The 25,642-nt window shown below is 65.4% G+C and carries 21 protein-coding genes and 1 tRNA gene; 7 read left to right on the top strand and 15 right to left on the bottom strand.

The genetic code is table 11. From position 1 onward, the window contains the following. The first annotated feature begins 55 nt into the window (after nt 1-55). Nucleotides 56-184 carry a hypothetical protein gene (locus E8L99_RS24030; RefSeq protein ID WP_256371382.1) on the top strand — a complete coding sequence of 43 codons (129 nt, stop codon included), beginning with the start codon at nt 56-58 and terminating at the stop codon, nt 182-184. Nucleotides 185-658: 474 nt separating this feature from the next. Continuing rightward, entirely contained in the window at nt 659-2,923 is a 2,265-nt protein-coding gene (locus tag E8L99_RS24055; RefSeq protein ID WP_137098939.1) for a methyl-accepting chemotaxis protein, read from the top strand. Between the two features lie 139 nt (nt 2,924-3,062). Here E8L99_RS24055 and E8L99_RS07395 read toward each other — a convergent pair. The 6 genes from E8L99_RS07395 to E8L99_RS07370 form a co-directional block, all read right to left on the bottom strand. After that, nucleotides 3,063-3,138, bottom strand: a tRNA-Thr gene (locus E8L99_RS07395). A 143-nt stretch (nt 3,139-3,281) separates the two neighbouring features. Continuing rightward, the gene (locus E8L99_RS07390) at nt 3,282-4,526 is read right to left on the bottom strand and encodes an ABC transporter substrate-binding protein (protein WP_137098938.1); all 1,245 of its coding nucleotides are present in this window, start codon (nt 4,524-4,526) and stop codon (nt 3,282-3,284) included. A 92-nt stretch (nt 4,527-4,618) separates the two neighbouring features. Then, on the bottom strand, nt 4,619-5,674 hold the full coding sequence (locus E8L99_RS07385; RefSeq protein WP_137098937.1) for a branched-chain amino acid ABC transporter permease: 1,056 nt from the start codon (nt 5,672-5,674) through the stop codon (nt 4,619-4,621). Nucleotides 5,675-5,677: 3 nt separating this feature from the next. Further along, nucleotides 5,678-6,583, bottom strand: coding sequence for a branched-chain amino acid ABC transporter permease (locus tag E8L99_RS07380; RefSeq protein ID WP_137098936.1), 906 nt, complete (start codon nt 6,581-6,583; stop codon nt 5,678-5,680). A gap of 15 nt (nt 6,584-6,598) precedes the next feature. Further along, nucleotides 6,599-7,312, bottom strand: coding sequence for an ABC transporter ATP-binding protein (locus tag E8L99_RS07375; protein ID WP_137098935.1), 714 nt, complete (start codon nt 7,310-7,312; stop codon nt 6,599-6,601). Between the two features lies 1 nt (nt 7,313). Then, nucleotides 7,314-8,123 (bottom strand): ABC transporter ATP-binding protein, encoded by an 810-nt coding sequence (locus E8L99_RS07370; RefSeq protein WP_137098934.1) that lies wholly within the window; start codon nt 8,121-8,123, stop codon nt 7,314-7,316. 348 nt (nt 8,124-8,471) lie between these two features. Between E8L99_RS07370 and E8L99_RS07365 the strand changes: the two genes are divergently transcribed. Together E8L99_RS07365 and E8L99_RS07360 are read left to right on the top strand one after the other, a co-directional pair. Beyond that, on the top strand, nt 8,472-10,028 hold the full coding sequence (locus tag E8L99_RS07365; RefSeq protein WP_137098933.1) for a long-chain-fatty-acid--CoA ligase: 1,557 nt from the start codon (nt 8,472-8,474) through the stop codon (nt 10,026-10,028). Between the two features lie 38 nt (nt 10,029-10,066). Then, the gene (locus E8L99_RS07360; RefSeq protein WP_137098932.1) at nt 10,067-11,602 is read left to right on the top strand and encodes an acyl-CoA synthetase; all 1,536 of its coding nucleotides are present in this window, start codon (nt 10,067-10,069) and stop codon (nt 11,600-11,602) included. 249 nt (nt 11,603-11,851) lie between these two features. Here the strand turns inward: E8L99_RS07360 and E8L99_RS07355 are convergent, their stop codons facing one another. From E8L99_RS07355 to E8L99_RS07345, 3 genes are all read right to left on the bottom strand, one after another. Next, nucleotides 11,852-13,057: an acetyl-CoA acetyltransferase gene (locus E8L99_RS07355; protein ID WP_137098931.1), complete on the bottom strand. Its 1,206-nt coding sequence runs from the start codon at nt 13,055-13,057 to the stop codon at nt 11,852-11,854. A gap of 2 nt (nt 13,058-13,059) precedes the next feature. Beyond that, nucleotides 13,060-14,511, bottom strand: a complete 1,452-nt coding sequence (locus E8L99_RS07350) for a hydroxymethylglutaryl-CoA synthase family protein (RefSeq protein WP_137098930.1) — start codon at nt 14,509-14,511, stop codon at nt 13,060-13,062. A gap of 133 nt (nt 14,512-14,644) precedes the next feature. Beyond that, nucleotides 14,645-15,565, bottom strand: a complete 921-nt coding sequence (locus tag E8L99_RS07345; protein WP_137098929.1) for an SDR family NAD(P)-dependent oxidoreductase — start codon at nt 15,563-15,565, stop codon at nt 14,645-14,647. Between the two features lie 168 nt (nt 15,566-15,733). On the opposite strand from E8L99_RS07345, the gene E8L99_RS07340 reads away from it, so the two are divergent. Continuing rightward, nucleotides 15,734-16,870 carry an acyl-CoA dehydrogenase family protein gene (locus E8L99_RS07340; protein ID WP_137098928.1) on the top strand — a complete coding sequence of 379 codons (1,137 nt, stop codon included), beginning with the start codon at nt 15,734-15,736 and terminating at the stop codon, nt 16,868-16,870. Between the two features lie 232 nt (nt 16,871-17,102). Beyond that, complete coding sequence (locus E8L99_RS07335) at nt 17,103-17,954, top strand: MaoC/PaaZ C-terminal domain-containing protein (protein WP_137098927.1); 852 nt, start codon at nt 17,103-17,105, stop codon at nt 17,952-17,954. 18 nt (nt 17,955-17,972) lie between these two features. Here the strand turns inward: E8L99_RS07335 and E8L99_RS07330 are convergent, their stop codons facing one another. The 4 genes from E8L99_RS07330 to E8L99_RS07315 form a co-directional block, all read right to left on the bottom strand. Beyond that, nucleotides 17,973-18,959 carry a Bug family tripartite tricarboxylate transporter substrate binding protein gene (locus E8L99_RS07330; RefSeq protein ID WP_252511289.1) on the bottom strand — a complete coding sequence of 329 codons (987 nt, stop codon included), beginning with the start codon at nt 18,957-18,959 and terminating at the stop codon, nt 17,973-17,975. Nucleotides 18,960-19,008: 49 nt separating this feature from the next. Next, complete coding sequence (locus tag E8L99_RS07325) at nt 19,009-19,995, bottom strand: Bug family tripartite tricarboxylate transporter substrate binding protein (RefSeq protein ID WP_137098926.1); 987 nt, start codon at nt 19,993-19,995, stop codon at nt 19,009-19,011. Nucleotides 19,996-20,334: 339 nt separating this feature from the next. After that, the gene (locus tag E8L99_RS07320) at nt 20,335-21,153 is read right to left on the bottom strand and encodes an IclR family transcriptional regulator domain-containing protein (protein ID WP_137098925.1); all 819 of its coding nucleotides are present in this window, start codon (nt 21,151-21,153) and stop codon (nt 20,335-20,337) included. A 303-nt stretch (nt 21,154-21,456) separates the two neighbouring features. After that, nucleotides 21,457-22,248, bottom strand: a complete 792-nt coding sequence (locus E8L99_RS07315) for an enoyl-CoA hydratase/isomerase family protein (RefSeq protein ID WP_137098924.1) — start codon at nt 22,246-22,248, stop codon at nt 21,457-21,459. Between the two features lie 180 nt (nt 22,249-22,428). Between E8L99_RS07315 and E8L99_RS07310 the strand changes: the two genes are divergently transcribed. Further along, a complete protein-coding gene (locus E8L99_RS07310) occupies nt 22,429-23,031 on the top strand; it encodes a protein kinase family protein (protein ID WP_137098923.1) in 603 nt (200 codons plus the stop codon). Between the two features lie 9 nt (nt 23,032-23,040). Here the strand turns inward: E8L99_RS07310 and E8L99_RS07305 are convergent, their stop codons facing one another. Together E8L99_RS07305 and E8L99_RS07300 are read right to left on the bottom strand one after the other, a co-directional pair. Further along, nucleotides 23,041-24,609 carry a hypothetical protein gene (locus E8L99_RS07305; protein WP_137098922.1) on the bottom strand — a complete coding sequence of 523 codons (1,569 nt, stop codon included), beginning with the start codon at nt 24,607-24,609 and terminating at the stop codon, nt 23,041-23,043. A 116-nt stretch (nt 24,610-24,725) separates the two neighbouring features. Continuing rightward, the gene (locus E8L99_RS07300; protein WP_137098921.1) at nt 24,726-25,640 is read right to left on the bottom strand and encodes a flagellin; all 915 of its coding nucleotides are present in this window, start codon (nt 25,638-25,640) and stop codon (nt 24,726-24,728) included. Between the last annotated feature and the right edge of the window lie 2 nt (nt 25,641-25,642).

Below are 25,642 nucleotides of genomic sequence, written 5' to 3'. Positions count from 1 at the left end.
TCGATTGCCGTTCTATGCAGCGCCGACCGCGTTGAGCCGGTGGACCGGGGGGATCATGTACGAGTCACAGAAACTCAGCCATCATCTGACCGCGCGTGACGGCAGCGCTGGAGAGGACAAGGCAACACTTGGCGATCTTGGTGCGACCAGCGGCGCCTACCGCACGATGCAGGAGCGACTCTAAGCAAGTCGATGAGCGAGGGATCGATAACACTTTGTGACAGGCATGAGGGACCTCGACCAGGCGGGTCGCGTGGCCGCTGCGCAGAACAAGATGTCGATTGTTGGCGTTTCTGTTGGTGTCGGCGTCACGATGGAACTTTTTTATCTCTTTTTTATAATGGCCTAGACTTAGCATTCGGCGCCTCTTCTTGGCACCAAATTCCCGTTTCAGATGATCCGAGATCATCAGAAGCTCTGCAAAAAGCCCCGGTTTTCCGGGGCTTTTTGCTGTCTGGGGGTCCGGTACTGCCGGGCGTGATCCGTTGATATCCAGGACCCAGCATGACCGGCTGGTGGGTCGCCGAGGCCGAGCGCTTGCGCGTGCTCCCTCCACGAAGGGGCGAGGCAAAATTCAAACGATCCGCCATGATTCATTAAACATAAATTGTTCGTGCTTACCTATCGGCATGCCTCCATTCCAAGGACGACTCCGCCGATGGCTTCCACTTCTCTGCTGGGTTCCCTGTCCATTCGGGCGCGCGTTCTCGTCATCGCCACAATCCCTGTGCTGGGCCTGCTGGGCCTGACAGGGCTCACCTGGTTCACCTCGACGCGGACCCAGACTGAAATCGTGGCGCTCGATGCGTCCACCAGGCTCCTCTCGCAGGTTTATGATCTGCGCGCGGCCATCCGCGCGACCAATGCCGAGGCCGAACGGTTCGCCGGCAGCGGCGGCGGCAAGGAACCTGAAGAGCGGTTCCGCGCCGCGTTGCAGGCGGCAGCCCGGGCAGCCGAGGCTGTGAAGACATCGGAGGGAGCGGCGAGCCTGCCGGCCGAGGCCACGCGCTCGGCACTGGCCGCACCTGCGCGTCTTTCAGCCCTGTTCGAAGAGCTGGTGGCAATCCAGGAGCGCATGGGGCGTAGCCCGACACTCGGTCTCAACGGACAATTGCGCAAGGCGATCCAGGAGATCGAGACGACGCTCACCCAGCTCGCCTCGGTGTGCTGTGCCGATACGCGCAATTTCCAGATCGCCATGCTCCAGCTTCGTCGCAACGAGAAGGACTTCATGCTGCGGCTGACGGCCGAGGAGATCGGCAAGTTCAAGAGCAACATCGCGGTTTTCGAGGCGATGCTGGAAGACAACGAGCTACCACTGCCGGCGCAGCAGCGGATGAAGGGGCTGCTGACAACCTATGCCACGAGCTTTTTCGCCTGGTCCGAGGGCATCCAGCAGCGTGGCGCCGCGGTGGATGCGGTGCGGACAGCCGGCAATGCGGCGCTGGCCAATGCGCAGCAGGTCGTCGATGTGCTGGTGGCTGAAGGCGTCGCCAACCAGAAGCGCATTGCCGAGACGGCGCATGGCAGCTTCGTCTGGTCGATATCGTCCTCCACAGGCCTTGGCCTGCTGGTCCTGACGCTCGCCTTCGTGCTGGGCCGCGGACTGATCATGGCGATTTCCGGCTTGACCAGCACCATGACCCGGCTCGCGGCCGACGATCTGGAAGTAGAGGTCCCGGAGGCATCCCGCACCGATGAGCTCGGCGCGATGGGCCGCGCGATCCTGATCTTCCGCGACAATGCCATGGAGCGACGCACGCTCGAGGAACAGGCGTTGACGACGCAGGCCGGCGAGATTGCGCGCCAGCGTCATGTCGAAAAGCTGATCGAGGACTTCCAGTCGGCCATGGCGACCGTCATGACCGATCTGACGTCGCAGGTCGGCTCGATGGGCCAGTCCGCCCGCACCTTGATGGGGGCAGCCGATACGACCAATGAGGAAGCCGGCTCCGCCTCGCGCGCCGCCGGAAGCGCTGCCGCCAGCGCCCAGGCGGTTGCGGCAGCGACCGAAGAGCTTGGCGCCTGCGTGCGCGAGATCGGGCAGCAGGCCCAGCGCGCGACGATCGTCGTGGGCGAGACGACGCTTCAGGGTCAGAAGACCGATGAGGAGGTCTCGGGCCTGGTGGCGCTTGCCGAGCGGATCGGCGCGATCATCGGCCTCATCCGCAACATTGCCGAACAGACCAATCTGCTCGCGCTGAATGCGACCATCGAGGCGGCCAGGGCCGGCGAGGCCGGCAAGGGCTTTGCGGTCGTTGCTTCGGAGGTGAAGGCGCTGGCGACCCAGACCGCCAAGGCGACCGAGGAGATCGCCACCCAGATCGCCGGCATCCAGTCGTCGACCCAGACCGCCGTCGGCTCGATCCGCGCCATTATCGGCCGCATCGGCGAGATCAACGTGTTCACATCCTCAATCGCTTCGGCGGTGGAGGAGCAGGAGGCCGCCACTCGCGAGATCGCGACCAATGTCGCCATCGCCGCAGAGGGCGCCATGACAGTGTCGTCCAACGTCTCGGCGGTCACCTCGGCTGCCAGCGAGACCGGTCGCGAGGCGGGCCTGGTGTCCAGCGGCGCGACCCTGCTGACGCAGGCGCAGCAGCGGCTGTCGAACGCGGTCGAGACCTTCCTCAAGGGGGTGGAGGCCGATGTCAGCGATCGCCGCAGGGCGGTGCGCCGCGAGGCCGACCTGACGGTCGAGATGACGGTGGATGGCCGTGCCAGCAAGGTTCACCTGAGCGACATCAGTCTGACCGGCTGTCGCTTGCGCCCGTCAGACAGTGTGGCTGTCGGTCAGCGCATCATGCTCCGTCTTGATGGTCGCGACGTGGACGCCTTTGTGCGGTGGATCGGCGACGGCGTGGCGGGACTGGAGTTCGCCGAGCGACTGCATCGCATCCCGCCGCTGAAAATGGCGGCCTGACACCGCAAGACGGGCGGCGATCGCCAAGGGCGTCGGCATCCGGTCACGGGTTCATCTGACCCGTGACAGCGGGCGGTCCCCTGGAAGGTGGACCGCGCTCGCCCGGAACCCGGCGATATCGATGGCAAACATGGAAAACTGGTGCCGCCTATAGGATTCGAACCTACGACCCCCTCATTACGAATGAGGTGCTCTACCAGCTGAGCTAAGGCGGCGATTGGGACGGCTTCTAGACAAGGGCGGGGCGATTTGCAACTGCCGATCGCCTGGACCGCGCGGCAAACTGTCGGCGATGCCCCGGGAAAGTGCCCCGCCGCAGTGCGGCGGGGCAAGGCGCTTGGAATGGACCGCCTGAGGTTCAGGCGGTCTCGTTGGACAGAACGTTGCCGAACAGCTTGAAGCTCTCGCCCTCGACCTTGGCCAGCTGCACCGACTGGATCGGATAGAAGTCGGTTGCCGAGGTGTTGATCTTGATGCCGGGCAGCAGCAGCGGCGCTTCGAAATTCTGCAGGCTGGCCGCCTGCTTCATGACGTTCTCGCGGGTGAGATTGTCGCCGGCCTTCTTCAGCACCTCGATGAGCGTCGAACAGCAGGAGAAGCCGAAATTGTGCCCGTCATCGCGGATGTCGGCATTGGGCATGTATTTGGCCATGAAGGCCTTCCAGGCGAGAATGTCCGGAGAATTGGCCCATTGCGGATCGTTGGCGTCCTTGCGGTAGAGCGCCAGGATGATCCCCTGTGCGTTCTCGATGCCCGCCGGCTTCAAGACGGAGCCGAAGGACGAGGAGACGTTGTTGAGATAGTGGACCGGCTTCCAGGCGATCTCGGCCGCCTTCTTGATCGCCTGCGCGGCGAATTTCGGCGTGGTGATGTTGAAGAAGAACTCCGCGCCGGAATTCTTCAGCTGGATCATCTGGCTGTCGACCGTTGGGTCGGTCACCTCATAGGTGGAGAGCTGGACGATCGAGCCTTCCTTCTCCTTGCCGAGCGCCGCCTTGAAGCCGTTGAAATAGTCCTTGCCGTAATCGTCGTTCTGCATGAGCACGCCGATCTTCGGGTTCGGATTGGTCTGCAGGATATGCTTGGCATAGATCGCGCCCTCGGTGGCGTAATCGGGCTGCCAGCCCATGGTCCACGGGAACTGGCGGGGATTGCCCCATTTCGACGCGCCGGTGGCGACGAAGAGCTGGGGCACCTTGCGGGTGTTCAGATAGCGCTGGATGGCCGTGTTGGACGGCGTGCCGAGCGGGTTGAACACGAGCAGGACCTTGTCCTCCTCGACGAGCTTACGGACCATTTCCACGGCCTTCGGCGGCGAATAGCCGTCGTCGTAGGTGATGAAGGTCAGCTTGCGACCATTGATGCCGCCAGCATCATTGACCATCTTGCACAGCGCCTCGGAGGTGCGGCCAATGGCGGCATAGGCCGAGGCATTGCCCGAATAGGGCATGATGTTGCCGATCTTGATCTCGCTGTCGGACGCGCCGTCGTCATAGCGCTTCTGGGCGATGGCGGGGGCCGCCAGCGGGCTTGCTGCCAGCGCGCCGAGGCCGACGATGAGGGTGCGCCGCTTGATGCCAGTCTTGGGTGTGTGGTCGTTCATGGGTTTCCTCCGGGATGTTTCCGAAACGTCGCTTGAGCGATTGCCGGGTTTGGCCTTGGGCGCCGTCCCGGTCTTGAGGTCATGCACGTTGGTCAAGAGGGAGCGGCCATGCGCTTTCGAACGCGGGCTGCCAGTTGCGCGAGGCCGCCGGCAATGCCGGTCGGCATCACGTAGATCAGAACGATGAGCGCGATCCCATAGAGCGTCCAGGGTTCGAGCTCGATCGGCAGGTGGACCGCCGCCGTCAGCTTCTTGGTGGCGGCATCGGCATATTTCTCGATCACCTGGACGAAAATGCCGCCGATGACCGCGCCGCCAAGGGATGCGACACCACCAACCACCGCGCCGACGAGGATGGCGATGGAGAGCTCGAAGCGGAACGAATCCGGCGAGACGAACTCGAAGATGATGGCGTGGAGCGCACCGGCGACGCCGGTATAGAGCGCGGAGATACCAAAGGTGATCGCCTTGAACTGGGCCGTGTTGATGCCCATCGTGTCGGCCGCCATCGTGTGATCGCGGATGGCACGCATGGCGCGGCCGGGCCTGGAATCCAGCAGGTTGCGGGCGAACCAGAACATGATCACCGCAACGACCAGCACCACCAGATACATCCACTGGTCGCCCGATAGCGGCAGGCCGAAGGGCGCGTCGGGCTTCACCAGATTGATGCCCATGACGCCATTGGTCAGCGGCTCCAGATGCTTGTATTTCAGCATCTGCGGCACGGCGATGGCGAGCGCGAAGGTGGCGAGCGCCAGATAGTGCCCTTCCAGCCGGAGCGCCGGCAGGCCGAACAGATAGCCCACCACGAAGCAGAACAGGGCGGCGATCGGCAGGGTGAGGAGGTAGTTGATCTCCCAGCGATCCATCAGGATGGACGCGACATAGGCGCCGACCGCGAAGAAGGCGCCATGGCCGAGCGAGATCTGCCCGTTGAAGCCGGTGAGCAGGTTCAGGCCGAGGACCGCGATCGCATAGACGATCATCAGGCTGAGCTGCAGGAAGGTGAAGTTGGAGACGAGGCCGGTCTTGCCGCCGATGAAGGGCAGGGCAGCGGCCAGCAGCAGCAGGCCGTAAAGCGCATAGCGGGTGAAGTCGGCGGTGCGGTCGGGAGCGGCAGGCGATGCCGAGGAGATCGCTGTCATGGCCTACACCCGCTTCACATTGGTGCGGCCGAACAGGCCGGCCGGCTTCAGGGTGAGGATGGCGATGACGATGATCAGCGCCACCGTGAGCTTCTCGCCATTGCCGATGATGTAGACCCCGAAGGTCTTCTCGGTGAGGTTGCCGAGATAGGCGACCAGGTTCTCCAGCACGCCCACCAGGAAGCCACCGAACACCGCACCGCCAGGCGAGGAAATGCCGCCGACGAGCGCCCCGGCGAAGCCGTAGAGCAGGATGGAGGCCATCATGTTGGGCTCGAGATAGACGACGGGCGCGACCATGGCGCCGGCCACCGCGCCGACGGCCGCGGCAAGCCCCCAGCCGAGCGCCAGCATCCAGTCGACCCGGATCCCGACGAGGCGCGCCGAGACCGGGTTTTGCGCCGCCGCCCGCATGGCGAGGCCCAGCGGCGTGAACCGGAAGAAGGCAAACAGCGCGAACAGCATGACCAGCGAGACCGCGATCATGCCGATCTGGTGCGAGCTGATGTAGCCGGAGCCGGCAAAGGTCACCGTCGGGAAGGGCGAGGGGAAATTCTTGATCGTGTGGCTCCAGATGGCGCCGGCCAGCGAGTGGAAGATCGCCAAGAGCCCGATGAACACCACGACGACGGAGAGCACGGATGCATTGTGCAGCGGCCTGAGGATGATCCGCTCGATCAGCACACCGATGATGAAGGACAGCACGATGGTGATGGCGAGCGCCGACCAGAATCCAAGGCCCCACTGGATCATCTGCCAGCACAGATAGGTGGAGAACATGGCGAGTTCCCCCTGGCTGAAATTCAGGTGGTCGGTGGCCGTGAAGATCATCACGAGGGCCAGCGCGACCAGCGCGTAGATCGCGCCGCTCGCCAGGCCCGACGCCATCTGCTGGATGAGTTGCTCCATGACGTGCCTCTTGCCTCAATAGCCGAGATAGGAACGGCGGATGCCTTCGTCGTTCTTCAGGTCCTGGGCTGCCCCCGACATGACGACATGGCCGGTCTCCAGAAGGTAGGCGCGGTCGGCGAGATCGAGTGCCAGAGAGGCGTTCTGCTCCACCAGCAGCATGGAGACGCCGGCCTCCTGGTTGATGCGCCGCATGATGCGGAAGATTTCCTGCACGATGAGCGGCGCGAGCCCGAAGGACGGCTCGTCGAGCAGCATCAGGCGCGGGCCGAGCATGAGCGCGCGGCTGATCGCCAGCATCTGCTGCTCGCCGCCCGACAAGGTGCCGGCCTGCTGGGAGATGCGCTCCTTGAGGCGCGGGAAATAGGTGAAGACCAGGTCCATGTCGCGCTTGACGCCCGACTTGTCGCGCCGCCCGAAAGAGGCAATCTTCAGATTTTCCTCGACGCTCAGGCCGGTGAAGGTGCCGCGGCCCTCCGGCACATGGGCAACGCCCAGCCGCACGATGTCCTCGGTCGCCAGCTTGTCGATCGGCTGGCCATCGAACAGCACCGTGCCTTCGCGCCGCACCATGCCGCAGATGGCGCGCAGCGTCGTCGTCTTGCCCGCGCCATTGGCGCCGAGCAGGGTCGTGATGCCGCCAGCCTCGAGATCGAGACCGACATCATGCAGCGCCTGCGTGCCGCCGTAGAAGGCCTTGAGGCCCTTGATTTCCAGCATGGGCGCCACGTCAGGCCTCCGTTCCCAGATAGGCCCGGATGACGTCCGGATTGCGCTGCACCTCGGACGGCGTCCCGTCGGCGATCTTGCGGCCGAAATCGATGGCGACGACCTTGTCGGAGACCGACATGACCAGGCTCATATGATGTTCCACGAGCAGCGTCGTCACCTTCTGGTGGTCGCGGATGCGCCGGATCTGCTCCTTCAGAACCTCCACTTCCTCGTGGTTGAGGCCGGCGGCCGGCTCGTCGAGCAGCAGCAGCCTGGGGCTGGCCGCCAGCGCGCGGGCCAGTTCCACCCGCTTGCGGATCGGGAAGGGCAGCGGCCCCGCCGGCAGGGCGGCGAAGGCCTCCAGATCCATGAAGGCGATCAGTTCGCGCGCCCGCTCCTCGATGCGGCGCTCCTCGGCCGCCACCCCGCCGGTTCTGAGGAAGCTCGCGATGAAGCCGGATTGCGTCTGGCTGTGGCAACCGACCTTGACGTTGTCGAGCACCGACATGCGATCGAACAGCGCGACGTTCTGGAAGGTGCGGCCAAGCCCGATGGAGGCGATGGCATGGCGCGGCGCGTTCATGATGGAACGGCCGTCGAACAGGATGTCACCGCTGTTCGGGATGTAGAGCCGGCTCAGGCAATTGAAGAGCGTGGTCTTGCCGGCGCCGTTCGGGCCGATCAGGCCAACCACCTGTCCCGGCAGCACATCGAAGGAGATGCCGCCAAGGGCGATGATGCCGCCGAAGCGGACTGAGATGTCGCGCACCGCCAGCAAGGGGGCGGTTTCGGCGCGCACAGAATCAATCGCGGCCGCGGGTGCGGTCATCGTTGAAAGTTCCTCCCTGGCGGGCTCTATTTTTGAATTTGGCCCGTTCCGATTTGGCTAGTCTGCTCAGATCGCAGCCGAGTTGCAACCCGCCGAATGACGAATGAGGGCGAGGTCAAGTGCTGTTCCATGGGGCCTGCCATTCGCCGTCACGCAGAGCCGGAGCCTGGAACAGCCGTTCCAGCCGGTTTCGATCTTGCGAAGTGTCATTTCAATGTGAGAAATAGCACCAACAGAAATATTGTCGCGACGACCGGTCGCGACCCGAGGGAGCGGCGGCATGGACGGCGGCATCATGACAGGATGTGCGGGCCCGCGGCATCGCCCGGGCCAGGATGGACTGCGCACATGCAACTAACGCTCCCGGTTCATCGGGCCGCCCGAATCTCTCCCACCAAGACCGCGGTGATCTATGGCGAGCGGCGCATCAGCTGGGCGGGCTTTGCCGACCGTGTGGCCAGGCTTGCGGGCGTTCTGGCCGATCTCGGCATCGGCCCGGGCGACCGGGTCGCCATGCTCTCGCATTCCAGCGACCGCTATCTCGAGTTCTTTTTCGCGACGCTCTGGGCCGGCGGGATCGCCGTGCCGGTGTCCACCCGCTACGCCCTGCCCGAGACGCAGTTTCTGATGGAGGATTGCGGCGCGTCGGTCCTGCTGGTCGGCGACGAGTTCCAGGAGATGGCCCGGGCGATCAAGGCCTCGGTGCCGACGCTTCGCCACCTGATCCATGCCGGCGACGGACCGCTGCCGGCCGATATGATCGATTATGAGCCGGCTTTGCAACGGCGCCCGCCGACCGAGGATCTCCGCCGCTCCGGCGAGGATGTGGCCCTGTTGTTCTACACCGGCGGTACGACCGGGCGCTCCAAGGGCGTCATGCTCACCCATGCCAATTGCATGGCCAATGCCTTTGCTTCCATCGCCCATACCGGCCTCGGGGCCAATCTGATCGGCCTGCATGCCGGCCCGCTCTATCACGCGGCCGCGGGCTCGCGGGTGTTCATCAACACGATCCTCGGCGCCACCCATGTGGTGATCCCGCGCTTCTCGGTGATCGCCATGCTCGAGGCAATCCACACCCATCGGGTCACCGCGACATCCATGGTGCCGACCATGATGACCATGGTGCTGAACGAGCCGCGGCTCAACGAATTCGATCTCTCCAGCCTCACCTTCGTCGGCTATGGCGGTGCGCCCATGCCCGTGGCGACGCTCGCAGCCCTGATCGAGCGGCTGCCGAATATCCGCTTCACCCAGGCCTATGGGATGACCGAACTGTCGCCCGCCTGCACCTATCTCGAACATGCCGACCATTCGCTGGATCCCGCCAAAGTACACCGCCTCGCCTCGGCGGGGCGCGCCGCCTATGGCTGCGACATCCGCGTCGTCGACGAGAACGACCGCGATGTGCCGACCGGCCAGATCGGCGAGATCATCGTGGCAGGTCCCCTCGTGATGAAGGGCTATTGGCAGCAGCCGGAGATGACGGCGGAGGCGCTGCGCGGCGGCTATATGCACACGGGCGACGCCGGCTATCTCGACGCCGATGGCTATGTCTATGTCTCCGACCGGATCAAGGACATGATCGTCACCGGTGGCGAGAACGTCTATTCAATCGAGGTGGAAAACGCGCTGATCGCCCACCCGGCCCTGCGCGAGGTCGCGGTGATCGGCATTCCCCACGCCAAATGGGGCGAGGCGGTCCATGCCGTGGTGACGCTGAAGGCCGGCGCGACCGCCACGGCCGAGGAGCTGATCGCCCATTGCCGCACGCTGATCGCGCCATTCAAGTGCCCGTCCAGCATCGAGTTCCGCGACAGCCTGCCCCTGTCGCAGGCCAACAAGATCCTCAAGACCGAGCTGCGCAAACCCTACTGGGATGGTCGGGGCCGCGGCGTCAACTAATCATAAGCCGGCAAACGGCATCATGAGGAGACACGAGGATGGCATTGTCCACGGGCATCGTCAGTGGCAGTCGCGCGGCCTCGCAGGCCGAGGTCGAGACCCGCTCCCGTCACATCGCAGGTGGCCTGAAGGCGCTGGGGGTCGGGGCCGGCGATTGCGTCGCGATCCTGATGCGCAACGACATCGCCTTTCTCGAGGCAACCTATGCGGCGATGATGCTGGGCGCCTATGCCGTCCCGGTGAACTGGCACTTCAAGGCCGAAGAGATTGCCTATGTGCTGCGCGATTGCGGGGCCAAGGCCCTGATCGGCCATCTCGACCTCGTCAACCACTATGTCGCGGCAGTGCCGGACGGGTTGACCGTCGTGACAGTCGTGCCGCCTCCCGAAATCCAGGCGGTCTATCCGGCAAGCGGCGACTTGCTCCGGCCCGCACCGGGCGCGGTGGACATCGAGACCTGGCTTGCCGCCGTTCCGCCCTATGACGGCCCGGCCCTGCCCGCGCCGCAGAGCATGATCTACACGTCCGGCACGACGGGAAATCCGAAGGGCGTCCGTCGGCAGGCCCCGACGCCGGAGGAGGCCCGCGCCACCGACGCGCTGCGCGCGCTGGTCTATGGTATCAGGCCGGGACTGCGCGCCCTGCTGCCGGGCCCGCTCTACCATTCGGCTCCCAACAGCTACGGCACGCGCTGCGGCAAGCTGGGCGCGGCCCTGGTGCTGATGCCGCGTTTCGATCCCGAGGAGATGCTGCGGCTGATCGAGGCCGAGCGGATCGAGGGCATCTTCATGGTGCCGACCATGTTCATCCGGCTGCTGAAACTGCCGGAGGCGGTGCGCAGGCGCTACGACTGTTCCTCGCTGAAGTTCGTCATCCATGCGGCGGCGCCCTGCCCGGTCGATGTGAAGGCCGCGATGATCGCCTGGTGGGGACCGGTCATTCACGAATTCTACGGCGGCACCGAGACCGGGCCGGTGACCTATGCGACCTCAGAGGACGCGCTGAAGAAGCCGGGCACGGTCGGCCGCCTGTCGCCCGGCGCCGAGATCCTGGTGGTCGATGATGCCGGACAGCCGGTGCCTCAGGGCGGGGTTGGCGAGATCTATGCGCGCATCGCCGGCTATCCCGATTTCACCTATCACAACAATCCGCAGAAGCGCCGGGAGGTGGATCTGCAGGGCTTCGTCACCTGCGGCGATATCGGCTATGTCGATCCCGAAGGCTATGTGTTTCTCTGCGACCGCAAGCGCGACATGGTGATTTCCGGCGGCGTGAACATCTATCCGGCCGAGATCGAGGCGGTGTTGCATGGCCTGCCGGGCGTGCAGGATTGCGCTGTGTTCGGGGTGCCGGATGCCGAATTCGGCGAAGCGCTGATGGCAGTGGTCGAGCCGCAGCCTGGAATGGTGATCGATCCCGTCGCGATCCGCGCGGGATTGAGTGAGAAGCTTGCCGGCTACAAAGTTCCCCGTCATGTGGAAATCCGCACCGGCCTGCCGCGCGAGGATTCCGGCAAGATCTTCAAGCGGCGGCTACGCGATCCCTACTGGGAGGCGGCGGGGCGGAAGATCTGAGGGGCGAACGATGTGAGGGTCGAGCCCGGCCATGCCGGCCCCTCACCCTTGCCCTCTCCCCGCAGGCGGGGAGAGGGGATGCGGCGGCACACGTTGCGCCCGATGACGACCCTTCAGCGAGGCGCCAGATCGAAATGACCGCCCTGTCATGTGATCCAAGGCCGGGGGTGAGCGGTTCCCTCTCCCCGCAGGCGGGGAGAGGGTCAGGGTGAGGGGCGAGCGCAAGCCATCCGCAGCTTTCCCGCCCCGTCACTCCCCGTAGCGGCCGACGATCGAGATCGAGCAGACATTCTGGTGCGGGAAGCCGCCGAGATTGTGGGTGAGGCCGATGCGGGGCAGGTCCTGGCGCTGGCGTTCGCCGGCGCGGCCCTGCATCTGCAGATACATCTCGTAGATCATCCGGAGGCCCGAGGCGCCGATGGGGTGGCCGAAGCATTTGAGGCCGCCGTCGATCTGGCAGGGCACGGTGCCGTCGGCATCGTAGAAGCCGTCGAGCACGTCGTGGATGGCGCGCCCCTCGGGCGAGATGTGCAGGTCCTCCATGGTGACGAGCTCGGTCACCGAGAAACAGTCGTGCACCTCGATGAGGTTCACCTCGTCACGCGGCCGGGTGATGCCAGCCTCCGTATAGGCGCGGGTGGCGGCAATGCGGGTGGTGGCGAAATAGCTGCCGTCCCAGGCATTGTGCTGGGCTTCCTGGCCGTTCGACACCGCCACCTGCAGTGCCTTCACCGTGATCAGGTCCTTCTTGCCGAGGCTCCGCGCGATTTCCGGCGTGGTGACGATGGCGCAGGCCGAACCGTCGGAGACGCCGCAGCAATCGAACAGGCCGAGCGGCTCGGCGATCATCGGCGCGTTCAGCACGGTGTCGATGGTGATCTTGTTGCGCAGATGCGCCTTCGGGTTCCTGGAGCCATTGTCGTGGCTCTTCACCGAGATATGCGCCATGGCGCGCTTCAGGTCTTCCGGCGCCGAGCCATATTTGGCGCGATAGGCGGCGGCGAGCTGGGCGAAATTGCCGGGCGCCGAGGCGTTCGGCCAGGTCATGTTGTTGACCGTGCCACGGCCGCGCTGCGGCAGGCCGCCATAGCCGGTATCCTTCAGCTTCTCGACACCCAGCGCCAGCGCGATGTCGGCGGCGCCAGAGGCCACCGCATAGACCGCGCCGCGGAACGCCTCCGTGCCCGAGGCGCAATAGTTCTCGACGCGTGTGCAGGGGATGTAGGGCAGGCGCAGGGCGACGGCGAGCGGCACGGCGGACTTGCCGACATGCTGCTCCTCGATCGCGGTGCCGAGCCAGGCGGCATCGATCTGCTTGGTCTCGATGCCGGCATCGGCCAGCGCCTCGACATAGGCCTCGACCATCAGGTCCTCGGCGTTCATGTCCCAGCGCTCGCCGAATTTCGAGCAGCCCATTCCCAGAATGGCGACCTTGTCGCGAATGCCTTTGGCCATGATCAAGACTCCTGAGGCGCGGCGGCCGGTGCCGCCTTCCAGAAATAGCGGCGGAAGCCGCGCTGGCTGTCGACGTCCTTGACGCGGAACATCATGCGCATGGGCATGCCGACTTTCAGATCCGGCTCGTCGACATCGGTGAAGTCCATCATCCAGCGGCCGCCCTCGTCAAACTGGATCATGCCGTAGCAGGCCGGCGGATCGGGCGAATAGGTCAGGCGGTCGGCGGTGTAGGAGTTCACCTTGCCGATGCGGTCGGCAAAGGGATGGGGTTCCTGGCTGTCGACGGCGTTGCAGTTGGGATTGACGCAGATGCGGCTCTTCGGAAACTGCAGCGTGCCGCATGTGGTGCATTTGCCGCCGATGAAGCTCGTCACCGTGCCGTGGTTGCGCCACATCGCCGAGAGGGCCGTCTGCTTGTCGGCCTCGGCGCGCATGCCGCGCTCCAGATCGATCGTCTCGTTGAAGGCGAGGAACTTCTGGTAGTTGGCCTCCTCGCGGCGGCGCGCCAGATGACCCTTCACGCCCATGCGGGCCGGCAGGCTGAGAATGGCCGGTGTCACCTCGAAGAGCAGCGCATCGGCGCCCTGGCCGAAGCCGACGACCAGGATCCGGTCGCCGGGCTTCGCCTTTTCGAGCGTCGCCACCAGCATGACGAGCGGATGGGCGCAGCCGGTCTCGCCGAGCACGGCGTGCATGTTGTCGACCACCGCGGCATCGGCAATACCGGCGGCCTTGGCGACGGAATTGGCGACCTTGGCCAGCACCGCGGGCATGCAGAAGAACGTGACGTCGGCGGCCTTGAGGCCAGCCTTCTCCAGGCAGCGCGCGATCACCGGCGGCACGATCGGCATATAGCCGGCATCGCGGATCCAGCGCTCCTCCCATTGATAGTCGAAGCCGGATTCGATCGTGCGGTAATGGTCGACGAAATCGGCGGAGCGGGTGGCGGAGGCGAGCAGTTTCGCCACCGGCTCACCCTCGCCAACGAGCAGGGCGGCCGCGCCATCGCCGGCGCTCATCTCGACCGGGCTCGCAGCGCGGGCTCCGCGCTGATCGGCGGCGGCCACCAGCGTGCGGCCGGTGCGCCCCAGTGCTTCGGCCAGAGCGGAGGTCGCGGCGCGCTGGGTGGCGGTCACGTCGAGGGACGAGATGTCCTCGGGCAGCGAGAGCGCCTCCGCCACCACACCGGCATTCAGCCGGTCAAGGAAGGGGAACGACGTGGAAGCGAGGCGCAGTGCGGAAATGCTCGTCCGGTCGATGCCGGTGAGGCAGTCGCGGGCGGCTTCCACCGCCATGGTCACGGGATCCTCGTCCCAGTTGCAGATGGCGCGTTCGCCCTTGCCTTGCGATTTCAGGGCCGCGTTGAACCAGGAATGGGCTTCCGCCACCACGCGCCGCTGCAGGCGCAGCCGCGGGATATAGGCGCCGAAGGAGAGAATGCCTGTGGTCATGGGATCAGTCCCGGATGCAGTAATCCATCTCTCGACGTCATGCCCGCCCTTGTGGCGGGCATCCACGCCTTGAGATGAAAGACGTGGATGGCCGGGACAAGCCCGGCCATGACGAATTGCGAAGCGTGGGAGGTCACACCGGGTCCCACGAGAAGATATCGGCCGACCGGTCCAGCGGATAGAAGGACGACTTCAGCGCGGGGATCGCATGATTGGCAATGGTCGCGCAGGTCCAGCCATCCGAGCGCTGGACCGAGCGGATCGGCCGCGACTGGCCCATCAGGAAGATCTCGTTCATCCGGACCGCGAAGATCTGGCCGGTGACATCCTTCGCGCCCGCGCCGAGCAGCGACACCGAGAGCGGCGCGATCTTCTCAGCCCCCATGGCCTGCATGCGGGCGACGCGCGCCTTCTCCGCCTCGGTCTCCGTCGGGATCGTGCCGATGAGCCGGCTCCAGGCAAAGGGCGAGACGCAGTTTGACCGCACGTTGAAGCGCGCCATGTCGAGCGCAATCGATTTCGAGAGGCCGACAATGCCGAGCTTGGCGGCGGCATAGTTCGCCTGGCCGTAATTGCCGATGAGGCCGGAGGTCGAGGTGAAATGGACGAAGGAACCCGATTGCTGCTCGCGGAAGATGCGGGCGGCGGCATGGCTCACATAAAACGAGCCCATCAGGTGAACCTTGATGACCAGTTCGAAGTCCGCGACGCTCATCTTGTGGAAGATGGCATCGCGCAGGATGCCCGCATTGTTGACCACGCCGTCGAGACCGCCAAAGGCATCGACCGCGGTCTTGACGATGGCATTGGCGGAAGCGGGCTCGGCCACGCTGTCGAAGCTGGCGACCGCCTGGCCGCCCTTGCTGCGGATGAGGTCCACCACTTCCTCGGCGGGAGCGGCGGATGATCCCGCGCCGTCGGCGGCGCCGCCGAGATCGTTGACCACCACTTTGGCGCCTTCGGCAGCGGCGGTGAGCGCGATCTCGCGCCCGATGCCGCGCCCGGCTCCCGTGACGATGACGACCTTGCCGTCGAGTGCGCCCGTTCCCGCCATGCTGCGTTCCTCTTGAACCCGTGCCGGATCATTGCCCTGCTTCGGACGGGAGATTTGCACCACGGCGGCACAGCCGTCAATTGTGCGAAACTCTATTTCATTCGACGAAATGACGAGGTAAGAATTTCGGCCAACCCGGTGCAATCCGGGACGCCATGGGAGACCGGTATGAGCACCGAGCAGCTGTTCAAGGAAGAGCATCACCTGTTCCGCGAGAGCGCCAAGCGCTTCGTCGACGAGGAGATCACGCCCCATCATGCGCGCTGGGAGAAGGAGGGCGTGGTCGACCGCGCGCTCTGGACCAAAGCGGGCGCAGCGGGCCTGCTCTGCACCAACATCCCCGAGGAATATGGCGGCGGCGGCGGCGATTTCCTGACCAGCGTCATCCTGATCGAGGAGATGATGCGGCATGTCTATACCGGCCCGGGCTTCCGGCTGCATTCCGACATTGTCGCGCCCTACATCCTCAACAACGCCTCCGAGCATCTGAAGCGCGAATGGCTGCCGAAAATGGCGCGCGGCGAGGCGATCGGCGCGCTCGCCATGACCGAGCCCGGCGCCGGCTCGGACCTGCAGGCCATCCGCACCACGGCGGTGCGCGACGGCAACCATTACGTGATCAATGGGCAGAAGACCTTCATCACCAATGGCCAGCTCGCCGATTTCATCGTGGTGGCGTGCAAGACCGATCCGAAGGCCGGCGCCAAGGGCGTCAGCCTGATCATCGTGGAGGCCGACCGCGACGGCTTCACGCGGGGCCGCAATCTCGAGAAGATCGGGCTGAAGGCGCAGGATACGTCGGAACTGTTCTTCGACAATGTCCGGGTGCCCGCCACCAACATCATCGGCGAGGAAGGCCGCGGCTTCGCCTATATGATGAACGAGCTGCCGCGCGAGCGCCTGCTGGTGTCGATCTCGGCGGTGGCGGTAATCGAGGCCTCGCTCGCCTGGACGGTGGAGTACACCCGCGAGCGCAAGGCCTTCGGCAAGTCGCTCGCCGAGTTCCAGAACACAAGGTTCAAGCTCGCCGAGGTGAAGACCGAGGCGACGGTCGCCCGCGTCTTCCTCAATGATTGCCTGGCTAAGCACATGCACGGCGAGCTCGACATCCCGACCGCGGCCATGTGCAAATGGTGGCTGACCGAGCTGCAGGGGCGCGTCGTCGACACCTGCCTGCAGCTGTTCGGCGGCTATGGCTATATGTGGGAATATCCGATCGCCCGGGCCTATGCCGACAGCCGCATCCAGCGGATCTATGCCGGCACGACCGAGATCATGAAGGAGATCGTGGCGCGGTCGCTTTGAGGACCGGTGGGGCGGCTTGTGGCCCCTCACCCTACCCTCTCCCCGCAGGCGGGGAGAGGGAACGGAACCCCCGGTCCCCAAAAACGACCGACGTGCCTGGCCCGACCGTTGGACGGCAAGGCGGATGGGTGCCGCATACCCTCTCCCCGCCTGCGGGGAGAGGGCAAGGGTGAGGGGCCAGTCCCGAAAACCGAATGCCAACCCAGCAACATCGAGATCCAGGGAGAACCCCATGCCGATCGACTATGCCAAGCTGAAATCCTGGCCGGTGCCCGACATCGTCCAGACCTATGATGTCAGAGACACGATCCTCTATGCGCTGGGGGTTGGCTGCGGCGGCGACCCCATGGACCGCGCCGACCTCGCTTACGTCTACGAGGAGGCGATCAAGGTCCTGCCCTCGATGGGCGTGGTGCTGGGCTATCCCGGCTTCTGGCTGAAGGACCCGGCGACCGGCATCGACTGGCGCAAGGTGCTGCACGGCGAGCAGGGCGTGATCATCCACGCGCCGCTGCCGGCAGCGGCAACCGTCGTCGGCAAGTCGCGGATCACCGAGATCGTCGACAAGGGCAAGGATGCCCTCCTGTTTTCCGAGCGCGACGTGATCGACCAGGCGACCGGCCAACTGCTTTGCACGCTGACCTCGACCACCTTCCTGCGCGGCGAGGGCGGCTTTGGCGGCCCCACCGGCCCGACGCCTCAGCCCCACAGCCTGCCGGACCGCGCGCCGGATCTGACTGTCGACACGCCGACCGTGCCGCAGGCGGCGCTGATCTACCGCCTGTCGGGGGACTACAACCCGCTCCATGCCGATCCCGACATCGCGACGGCCGCCGGCTTCCGCCAGCCGATCCTGCACGGGCTCGCCTCCTTCGGCGTCGCCTGCCGCGCGCTCCTGCGCGCCTGCTGCAATGATGAGCCGGCAAATCTCAAGGAGATGAAACTGCGCTTCTCATCGCCGGTCTATCCCGGCGAGACGATCCGCACCGAAATCTGGCGCGACGGCAAGGCCGTGTCATTCCGCGCACGGGTGGTCGAGCGCGACCTGGTCGTGCTCAACAACGGCTTCGCGCAGCTCGACTGAGCCGCGTCTCGGGCCGTGTCAGCTCGGGGTGATCCCGAGCTGGCGGGTCGATTCGATCCAGACCGGGCCTTCCTCGTCGTAGAGCTTCTGCGAGTCCTTGCGGCTCATGGCGGCTTCGTCGATGCCGAACGTGTCGAGCAGCTTGACGATCGCCTCGCTCTTGCCGGCCTCCACCATCAGTTCGGCGATGCGGTCGAGGGTCGGTTCGGGCGTTGCAGCCGGCGCGAACAGGCCGACCCAGCCATTCAGCTGCAGGACAGGAATGTTGAGGCCCTGCTCCTGGAAGGTCGGGACATTCGGCAGCTTGCCCATGCGCTTGGCCGTCGGCACGGCAATGGCGCGCCCCGCTCCCGATTGCAGCACGCCGGCCATGCCGAGATAGCTGCCGATCGCCGCCTGCAGCGCGCCGCCCGAGAGGTCGTTCCACATCGGTGCCTCGCCGCGATAATGCACCGGCACGATCTTGCGCTGCAGCAGCTTGTTGAACTCGTAGGCCACCGTGTGCGGGAAGGACCCAGCGCCATAGGTGCCGAAGCTCACATTGTTGGCCTCGGCAAAGGCCAGGAATTCCTTGACGTTGGTGACCCCGGTGGAGCTTCGGACGACCAGCGGCAGATGGCCCGCCGGCATGATCGAGACGACCTTGAAGTCCTTGTCCGGATCGTATTGCAGATTGCTGATCAGGATGCGGTTGGCAAAGAACGTGGTCGAGATCGTCAGGATCATGGTCAGGCCATCCGGCGGGGCCTGTTTGACCGCCTGCGCGGCAATGCCGCCCGAAGCGCCCGGCCGGTTCTCGACGACCACGGTCTGACCGACGCGCCGCGAGATGAACTCGCCATAGGCCCTGGAGAACAGGTCGGTCAGGCCGCCGGCGGCGGTGCCGCAGATGATACGGATCGTGCCGGTGGGCCAGGGCGCCTGGGCGCGCGCGACAAGCGGGGCGAACAGTGTGGAGGCCGTGCCGGTGGCGAGCAGCCGACGGCGTGTGATGATGAGAGACATGGGCGCTTCCTCTGTTCGGTGGCCACCGGTCAGCGATCGACAGGAACGGTCAGTTTGGCGTGATGCCCAGCTTGTTGAGGTTGTCGAGCCAGATCGGCCCCTCGGTTTCGTAGATGTGGCGGAAGGCCCGGTGGTCCTGCGCCGCCTCGTCGATGCCGAATGTGGCAATCAGTCTCTGGATGCGCTCGGTCTTGCCGGCTTCCACCATCAGGCCGGAAATGGCCTCGACCATGTCGGGCGGCATGGAGGCCTTGCCGAAGAAGCCGGCCCAGCTCATCAGGTCGAATACCTTGTCGGTCAGGCCCTGTTCGGTAAAGGTCGGCACATCGGGCAGCGTCTTCATTCGCTTGGTGGTCGGCACCGCAATGGCGACGCCAGCGCCCGCATCCAGCACGCCCTTGGCCGCGGAATAGCTGCCGACCGCCGCCTGGCTGGAGCCAGTCAGCAGGTCCTGCCACATCGGTGCCTCACCCCGGTAATGCACGATGGTCATGTCGAGATTGAACCGGCGATTGAGCTCGAACCCGGCGATATGGGCGAAGGAGCCGGCCGCATAGGAGCCGAAACTCACCCGGTTCTTGCGGGCATAGTCGACGAATTCGGCGAGGTTCCTCACCCCGATCGACTTCTGCACGACCAGCGGCAGATGGCCGGTCGACATCATGGCGAGGAAGGCGAAATCCTTGTCGGGATTGTAGGGCAGCGACTTGTACATGACCCGGTTGCCGAGCATGGTCGACGAGATGGTGATCATCAGCGTGTGACCGTCATCGGGCGCGCTCAGCAGCGCCTGCGCTCCGAGGCCGCCGCCGGCACCAGCGCGGTTCTCGACCACCACGGTCTGGCCGCTCTTCTGCGAGATGTATTCGCCATAGACGCGGGCATAGGCATCGGTGATGCCGCCGGCCGGGAAGGCGCAGATGATCCGCACGGGCTTGGTGGGCCAGGCGGGGGCTGCTCGGGCAACCAAGGGCGCAGCGACAGTCGTGATGATGCCAGCGCGCAACAGCGCGCGGCGGGACGGCGATTCCAGCATTGTTCCCCCCGGGGAGCGGACTTGATTGGTCGTGTTGGGGCGACACGGCCGGCCATCCTGCCGAGCGAGGCCGAGGCCACTATCGCCGGGACGGGCAACCGCCATCACCCGCTTCAAGGTCTCACGGACGGAGAATCCGGTCAATTCGATGAAATATGGTTTCGGCGCGCGAAATGGTCGCGGATCAGGGCATGCGCTGGACCGCTGGGTTGAATGGCCAGCCAGCTGACGGGAGCGCCACAGAAGCTCCCCTCCCCCCACGAAGTGGCGGGGAGGGGACTTCAGCCCACTAGCGGGTGTACCGAGCCTCGAAGGGAAGAGTAACCGGCTCGCCTGCCCTCACTCGTCCGCCGCGCCCGGAACCCAGAGGGTCGCGCGGTGGTTCTCGGTCAGCGCCTCCGCGATTCGCGCGGCGGTTGCCTTCAGGCGGGCGAGGTAGAGCCGGACGCCATCCTCCACCGACACCGCGCCATGCAGCATCATGACATTGATGCTGGCGAAGACCTGGCCATTGGCCTCCACCGGCACACCCATGGCCCACACCTTGCCGTCGAAGATGTCGCGGCTATAGGCATCGTCCATCAGAGCATAGCCGCGCTCGCGGATGTCGGCGATCAGCTTGGCGAGCTTCTTCGGCTGGCGCGCGAGCTCGGTCGAAGGCCCCGGCATGGCGGCGAGGCGCGCGATGATCCGGGCCTGCTCGTCCTCCGCACAGAAGGCCAGATAGGCGCGGCCCATGGACGTGCCAAGCAGGGGGAAGCGGAAGCCTGGCCGCCTGGAGAACAGCATGGAGCCGGACTCGCGGGTGGTCTGCGCCACCACCATGGCATCGCGGTCGAACACTGCGATGTCGGAGGGCCAGCCGATCTCCTTGCGGAAGTCCCGCATGATCGGTTCGGCCAGGCTGCCGATCCACAGATGCTGGTCATAGCCCTGCGAGAGCAGCAGGCAGCGACCGGTGGGGGCGTAGAAGCCCTGCGCGGCATCGTGCAGCACATAGCCCTCGTGGACCAGGGTCTCCAGCATGCGCACGATGGTCGCCTTGTTCAGGCCGCTCGCCTTGTGCAGTGAGCCGACGGTCGAGCGGCGCTCCTCGTTGAGGATGCGGAGGATCTCCAGGCCGCGCGAGAGCGCGATGACGGGGTCGAAGGAAGGCATGCGACGGGCGTCCTCGAAGTCGTTCCGGCAGCATCACGCCACCGGACGGCCAGCTGTTCGGCGCCTCTCCTAGCCTTGACGGGGGCGCAAGGCCAGACGGGAGGCGATCGATCCGGCGCGCCCTGGAGCGCAGCGCCGATCACCTTTGGTGTGAAATGCCATTTCTGCAACCGAAATTCGAAGCGCGGTCGAGACAGGCGGAGAGAGGTCTCCGTCCGGTTCCACGACGGCTCTGGCTTCACGGTTTTATAATACCACCAAACGGAGGCCGGTCTCCGCCGTTCTCCATGAGGGTTCCGGCCCTCAACGCCCGGCGAAGGCCGGCTTGCGCTTGGCGCGGAAGGCCGCGACGCCCTCAGCGAAATCCTCGGTGCCGAAGGCTGCGGCCTGGGCCATGGCCTCCTGCTCCAGGAAGCCCTCCAGCGGCAGTTCGTAGGCCCGGCGCAGCAGCCGCTTGGTCAGGCCGAGCGACTGGGTGGGCCCGGCCGCAAGCGCTTGCGCGATCTCGAGCGTCGTCGCCATCAGTTGTTCCGGCTCGACGAGCCGGGTGACGAGCCCCATGGCAAAGGCTTCCTCCGCCGAAACCTCACGGTTTGTCAGGAGGATATCGGTCGCGCGCGGCAGGCCGACGGCACGCGGCAGGGTATAGGCAACGCCCAGATCCGGGCAGGCGCCGAGCCCCGGAAAGCCTGCCTTGAAGCGGGCATCGCGGGCCGCCACGATGATGTCGCCGGTGAGCGCGAGCGACAGGCCGGCGCCCGCCGCCGCGCCATTGATCGCGGTGACGACCGGCTTCGATGCTGCGAGCAACGGGAACAACCAGCGATAGCTGCGCTCCATGCGGGCGCGCACCTGGGTCACGCCACGCTCGTCCATGGCGCGGATGTCGCCGCCGGCGCAGAAGGCGCGTCCCGTGCCGGTGAGCACGATGCAGCGCACCGTCTGGTCGTCGAGCAGCAGGGGCATTTGGCCGGCAAGCCCGTCCTTGATGGGCCCGGACAGCGCATTCATCGAGCGCGGCTCGTTGAGTGTGACGATGGCGACCGCGCCCTCGCGCCGGACGATGACCGCCGGTTCCTGTGCCGTCTCGCTCATGGTCTTGATGTCTCCGTCCCGGAATGTGGCCTGCCGACCCGCGCTCGCACGCGGCGACAGATGAAGCGCCATTTCAACGAACGAAACCTACAGACGGCACGAGCCGGGGGTCAAGGCAGCCCTCCGGCCAGGAGATGAGCCCATCGTGACCGGAGCGCCGCAACCGGCTATGGCTTGGTCATGAGCATCTTCGACGGGACATCGGTCCGTTTCGGCATTCCGGCGGGTTTCCGCGTCGGGCACTACGAGATCGGCGAGCGGCTTGGCTCCGGCTGGACCGCGGAATCCTACCGCTGCCACGAGGTGCCGACCGGCGCGGTCCGGGCGTTCAAGATCTATGACCGGTTCGACGAGCGGCAGGCGATCCAGAATCTGCGCGTCGTCGCCCATTATGCGACGGTTCTTGAGCAGCTGGGGGATCTGCGCATCCTGCCGCGCTACCACCATATGGGCCACCTGTTCCTGAACGGCGGCGACGGCATCGGCCACACCTATCTGATCCAGGAGCTGATCGAACGTGGCGACCTGGCCCTGGAACAGTGCAGCGTCGAGCAGGTCCGGACCTTTCTCGCCAAGGTGCGCGAGGTCCACCGGATGGGACTGGCGCTCGGCGATATCGAGCGCGACAACCTGATCGTCACGCCGTCTGGCGAGATCCGCATGGTCGATTGCGACTACGGCCGCCCCGGCCGTCCCAACACCAGGACGGGCGGCGATGTGCTGGCGCTGCGCCGGCTGTTCAAGCCATTCGGGTTCAACGCGCTCTGGGCTGGCCTTGGCTGAGGCGTCACGTCAACCCGGGGGCTGCTCCCTCACCACCCTGTAGAGCTGGAAGCGCGGCCCCTCGACCACCAGCTGCAGCTGGTCGGGCATGGGGTTTTCCTGACCGGCCTGGGTGAACACCATGTAGACATAGTCATACTGGTCCCACCAGGCTTCCCAATAGTTCGGGGCCTCGCCCTGGATCGGTTCGAGGGCGGCGCGCATCTGGTCGACCGAAGGCGGCGTGCCATCCTCATTGTCGACCCGGTCGCGGAACGCTTCGCGCACATGCATGATCTGCTTGCCGGCAACCGTGAAAGCCGTCGTCACCAGTGACGAGCGCTCGATGATGCCGAGGCAGGCGGCGTGGAGCAGGCCGTAGTCGCGGACATCATCGCCGGCGCTGCGGTCGGCATAGGCGACCAGGATCTTGGACCCGAGATTGACCATCTGCATGGATTGCTTGACCGCCAGCGGCCCGCGCGACAGCTGTTGCCAGGCCAGCTGCACCTCGGTGGTGCGGGCGACGACCAGAGCCAGCACCATCACCATGAAGCCGTGCCGCACGAAGCGGTGATGCATGTCGAGCCGAAGGCAGGCGATCAGCATGAAGACCAGGGCGATGGGAAGCCGCTGGTCGGCAAGATAGGAGCCGAACAGTACCCGCGGCATGGCCATGTAGACGATGAAGCCGACGCCCAGGATCAGCCATCCAAGCGGGTGGAAACGCAGGATCCGATGGCGGATTGCCCAGGCGCTGGCGGTGACAACCACGGCGACGAGAGCAATCGCGACGACGTCGGAATAGATCTCGAACACATAGATCAGGCCGTCGATCTTGCCCTTGGGCTCCCAGGAATTCTCACTGGCGAGCCCCCAGGTCGGGCTTGCCCGGAGCAGCGCCAGAACCGGCAGGAAGGGCAGGCCCGTGGCGACGAAATCCACCAGCCGGGGCAACCATGGCTCGCTCCGGCGCTCGTGGAGGCGCAGGAGCTCGAATGCCAACAGGCCGATACCGAACACGCCGACCGAATAGAGGTGGCAGAAGAACAGGGCACAGGCAAAGACCGTGGCGACGCCGAGGCGCAGGACCGGGTTTCGTTCGCGCAAGGCCGCCCAGAAGGCCAGGCCCCACAGCGAGAGCCCGATGCCGACGATGTAGTTCAGTACGCCGACCAGCAGCACGTAGTTGTAGAGCAGCGGAAAGCCGATGAGCGGCAGGGCTGACCAGCGGCCAAACAGCGCCCGGTGCAGCGCCATGGCGCCGGACATGATCAGGAAGAAGGTCAGGATCAGGAAGGCCTGGCCGGCGAGGTAGACATCCATCACGCGGGTCAGCGGCGGAATGATCAGGTCCATGACCAGGTTCGGCACGATCTGCCAGTCGATCCGATAGAATTGCGCCAGATTGGGGTCGCGGCCGGCATCGGCGATGACATGCATGCGCGCCAGATGGTTCACATAATCCGACATCGGGGGCAGCCGATGGGTCAGGATCGGCACAGCGATAATCAGCAGCAGGACCGCAAACAGCAGGGCAATCCGCAGGGGGCTCAGGTCATCGTCCGCGCGGGCGGAACGGGTGGCAGGCGCGTGCATGAGTGGAACCGATCAGTCGCTGGGCAATGGTTCCCTGTTCCCTGAGCCCCGGCGGCTGAATTGCAGGTGAATGCGGCCTTCAGGCTGCGAGCGCGAAGGGCGCCTGGTTGCCGCGCTCACCCTCTGAGGTAGGTCAGCAGATTCAGTCCCTGGATTTTCGCCAGCGCCGAATAGGACGCCTCGAGCTGGGACTGATAGGCGGTCAGCTTCACGGTGACGGCAGCGACATCGACGCCGTTGAGATCGCTCAGGGAAGAGGCCGCATAGTCCTGGAAATCCAGCTGGTCGGACGAGGCGCGCTCAGCGGTCGCCGCATGGACCGAGAGCTGGCTCTGTGTCGCCGTGACATTGTCGAGGGCACTGACTGCGAGTTCCGACACGGCGTTCAGCGTCGTCTCGTCCAGCGTGCCCGTGGCGTTGGCGATGAGGCTGAGCGCGCGCAAGGCTTGCTCGAAACCGGTATCGGACGCCGTGACGCCATAGGCCAGGGTCTGGTCAGTCGATATGCGGGCCGAGACGATCTGCTCGTTGCCGAGATAGTAGGAGGTGTCGGCGGTATCCACATCGCTCGCAACATAGGACGACAGGTCCACCGGTTTGGCGGTCGTGGCCGTTCCGGCGAACAGGTAGCGCCCCTCGAACTGGGTGTTCATGAGCGAACTGAACTCGGACAAATATTGCTCGGCGGTTGCTGCCAGCGTGCTGGTGGAGGAGGCCGAACTGTCGGTGCTGAGCGCCGAGGCGAGGTCGGAGCGGAAGCTCGACAGAAGGTCGGTCATCGAGGACAGCGCGCTGTACATCGTCTCGATCCGCCGCCCCGCCTCGTCCGCCGCGTCGGAATAGCTCTTCGAGCGGGTGATCGAGACTTCGAGATCGATTACCTGGCGCGCCGAGCTGCCGAGACCGCCATAATCGGTCGACACCGACCCCGACGATTCCTGCAATTGCATCTCCGCCATGCGGGCCTGCGTCTTCAGCGACGCGCTGAGCATCCGGTCATTCATGGCGAATGTCGCGACCCGCATGGTCATGG

It is taken from the genome of Phreatobacter aquaticus (assembly GCF_005160265.1).
Taxonomy (GTDB): domain Bacteria; phylum Pseudomonadota; class Alphaproteobacteria; order Rhizobiales; family Phreatobacteraceae; genus Phreatobacter; species Phreatobacter aquaticus.
The sequence above is the reverse complement of the archived record's forward strand: the minus strand, read 5'-3'. Positions and strand labels throughout refer to the sequence as shown.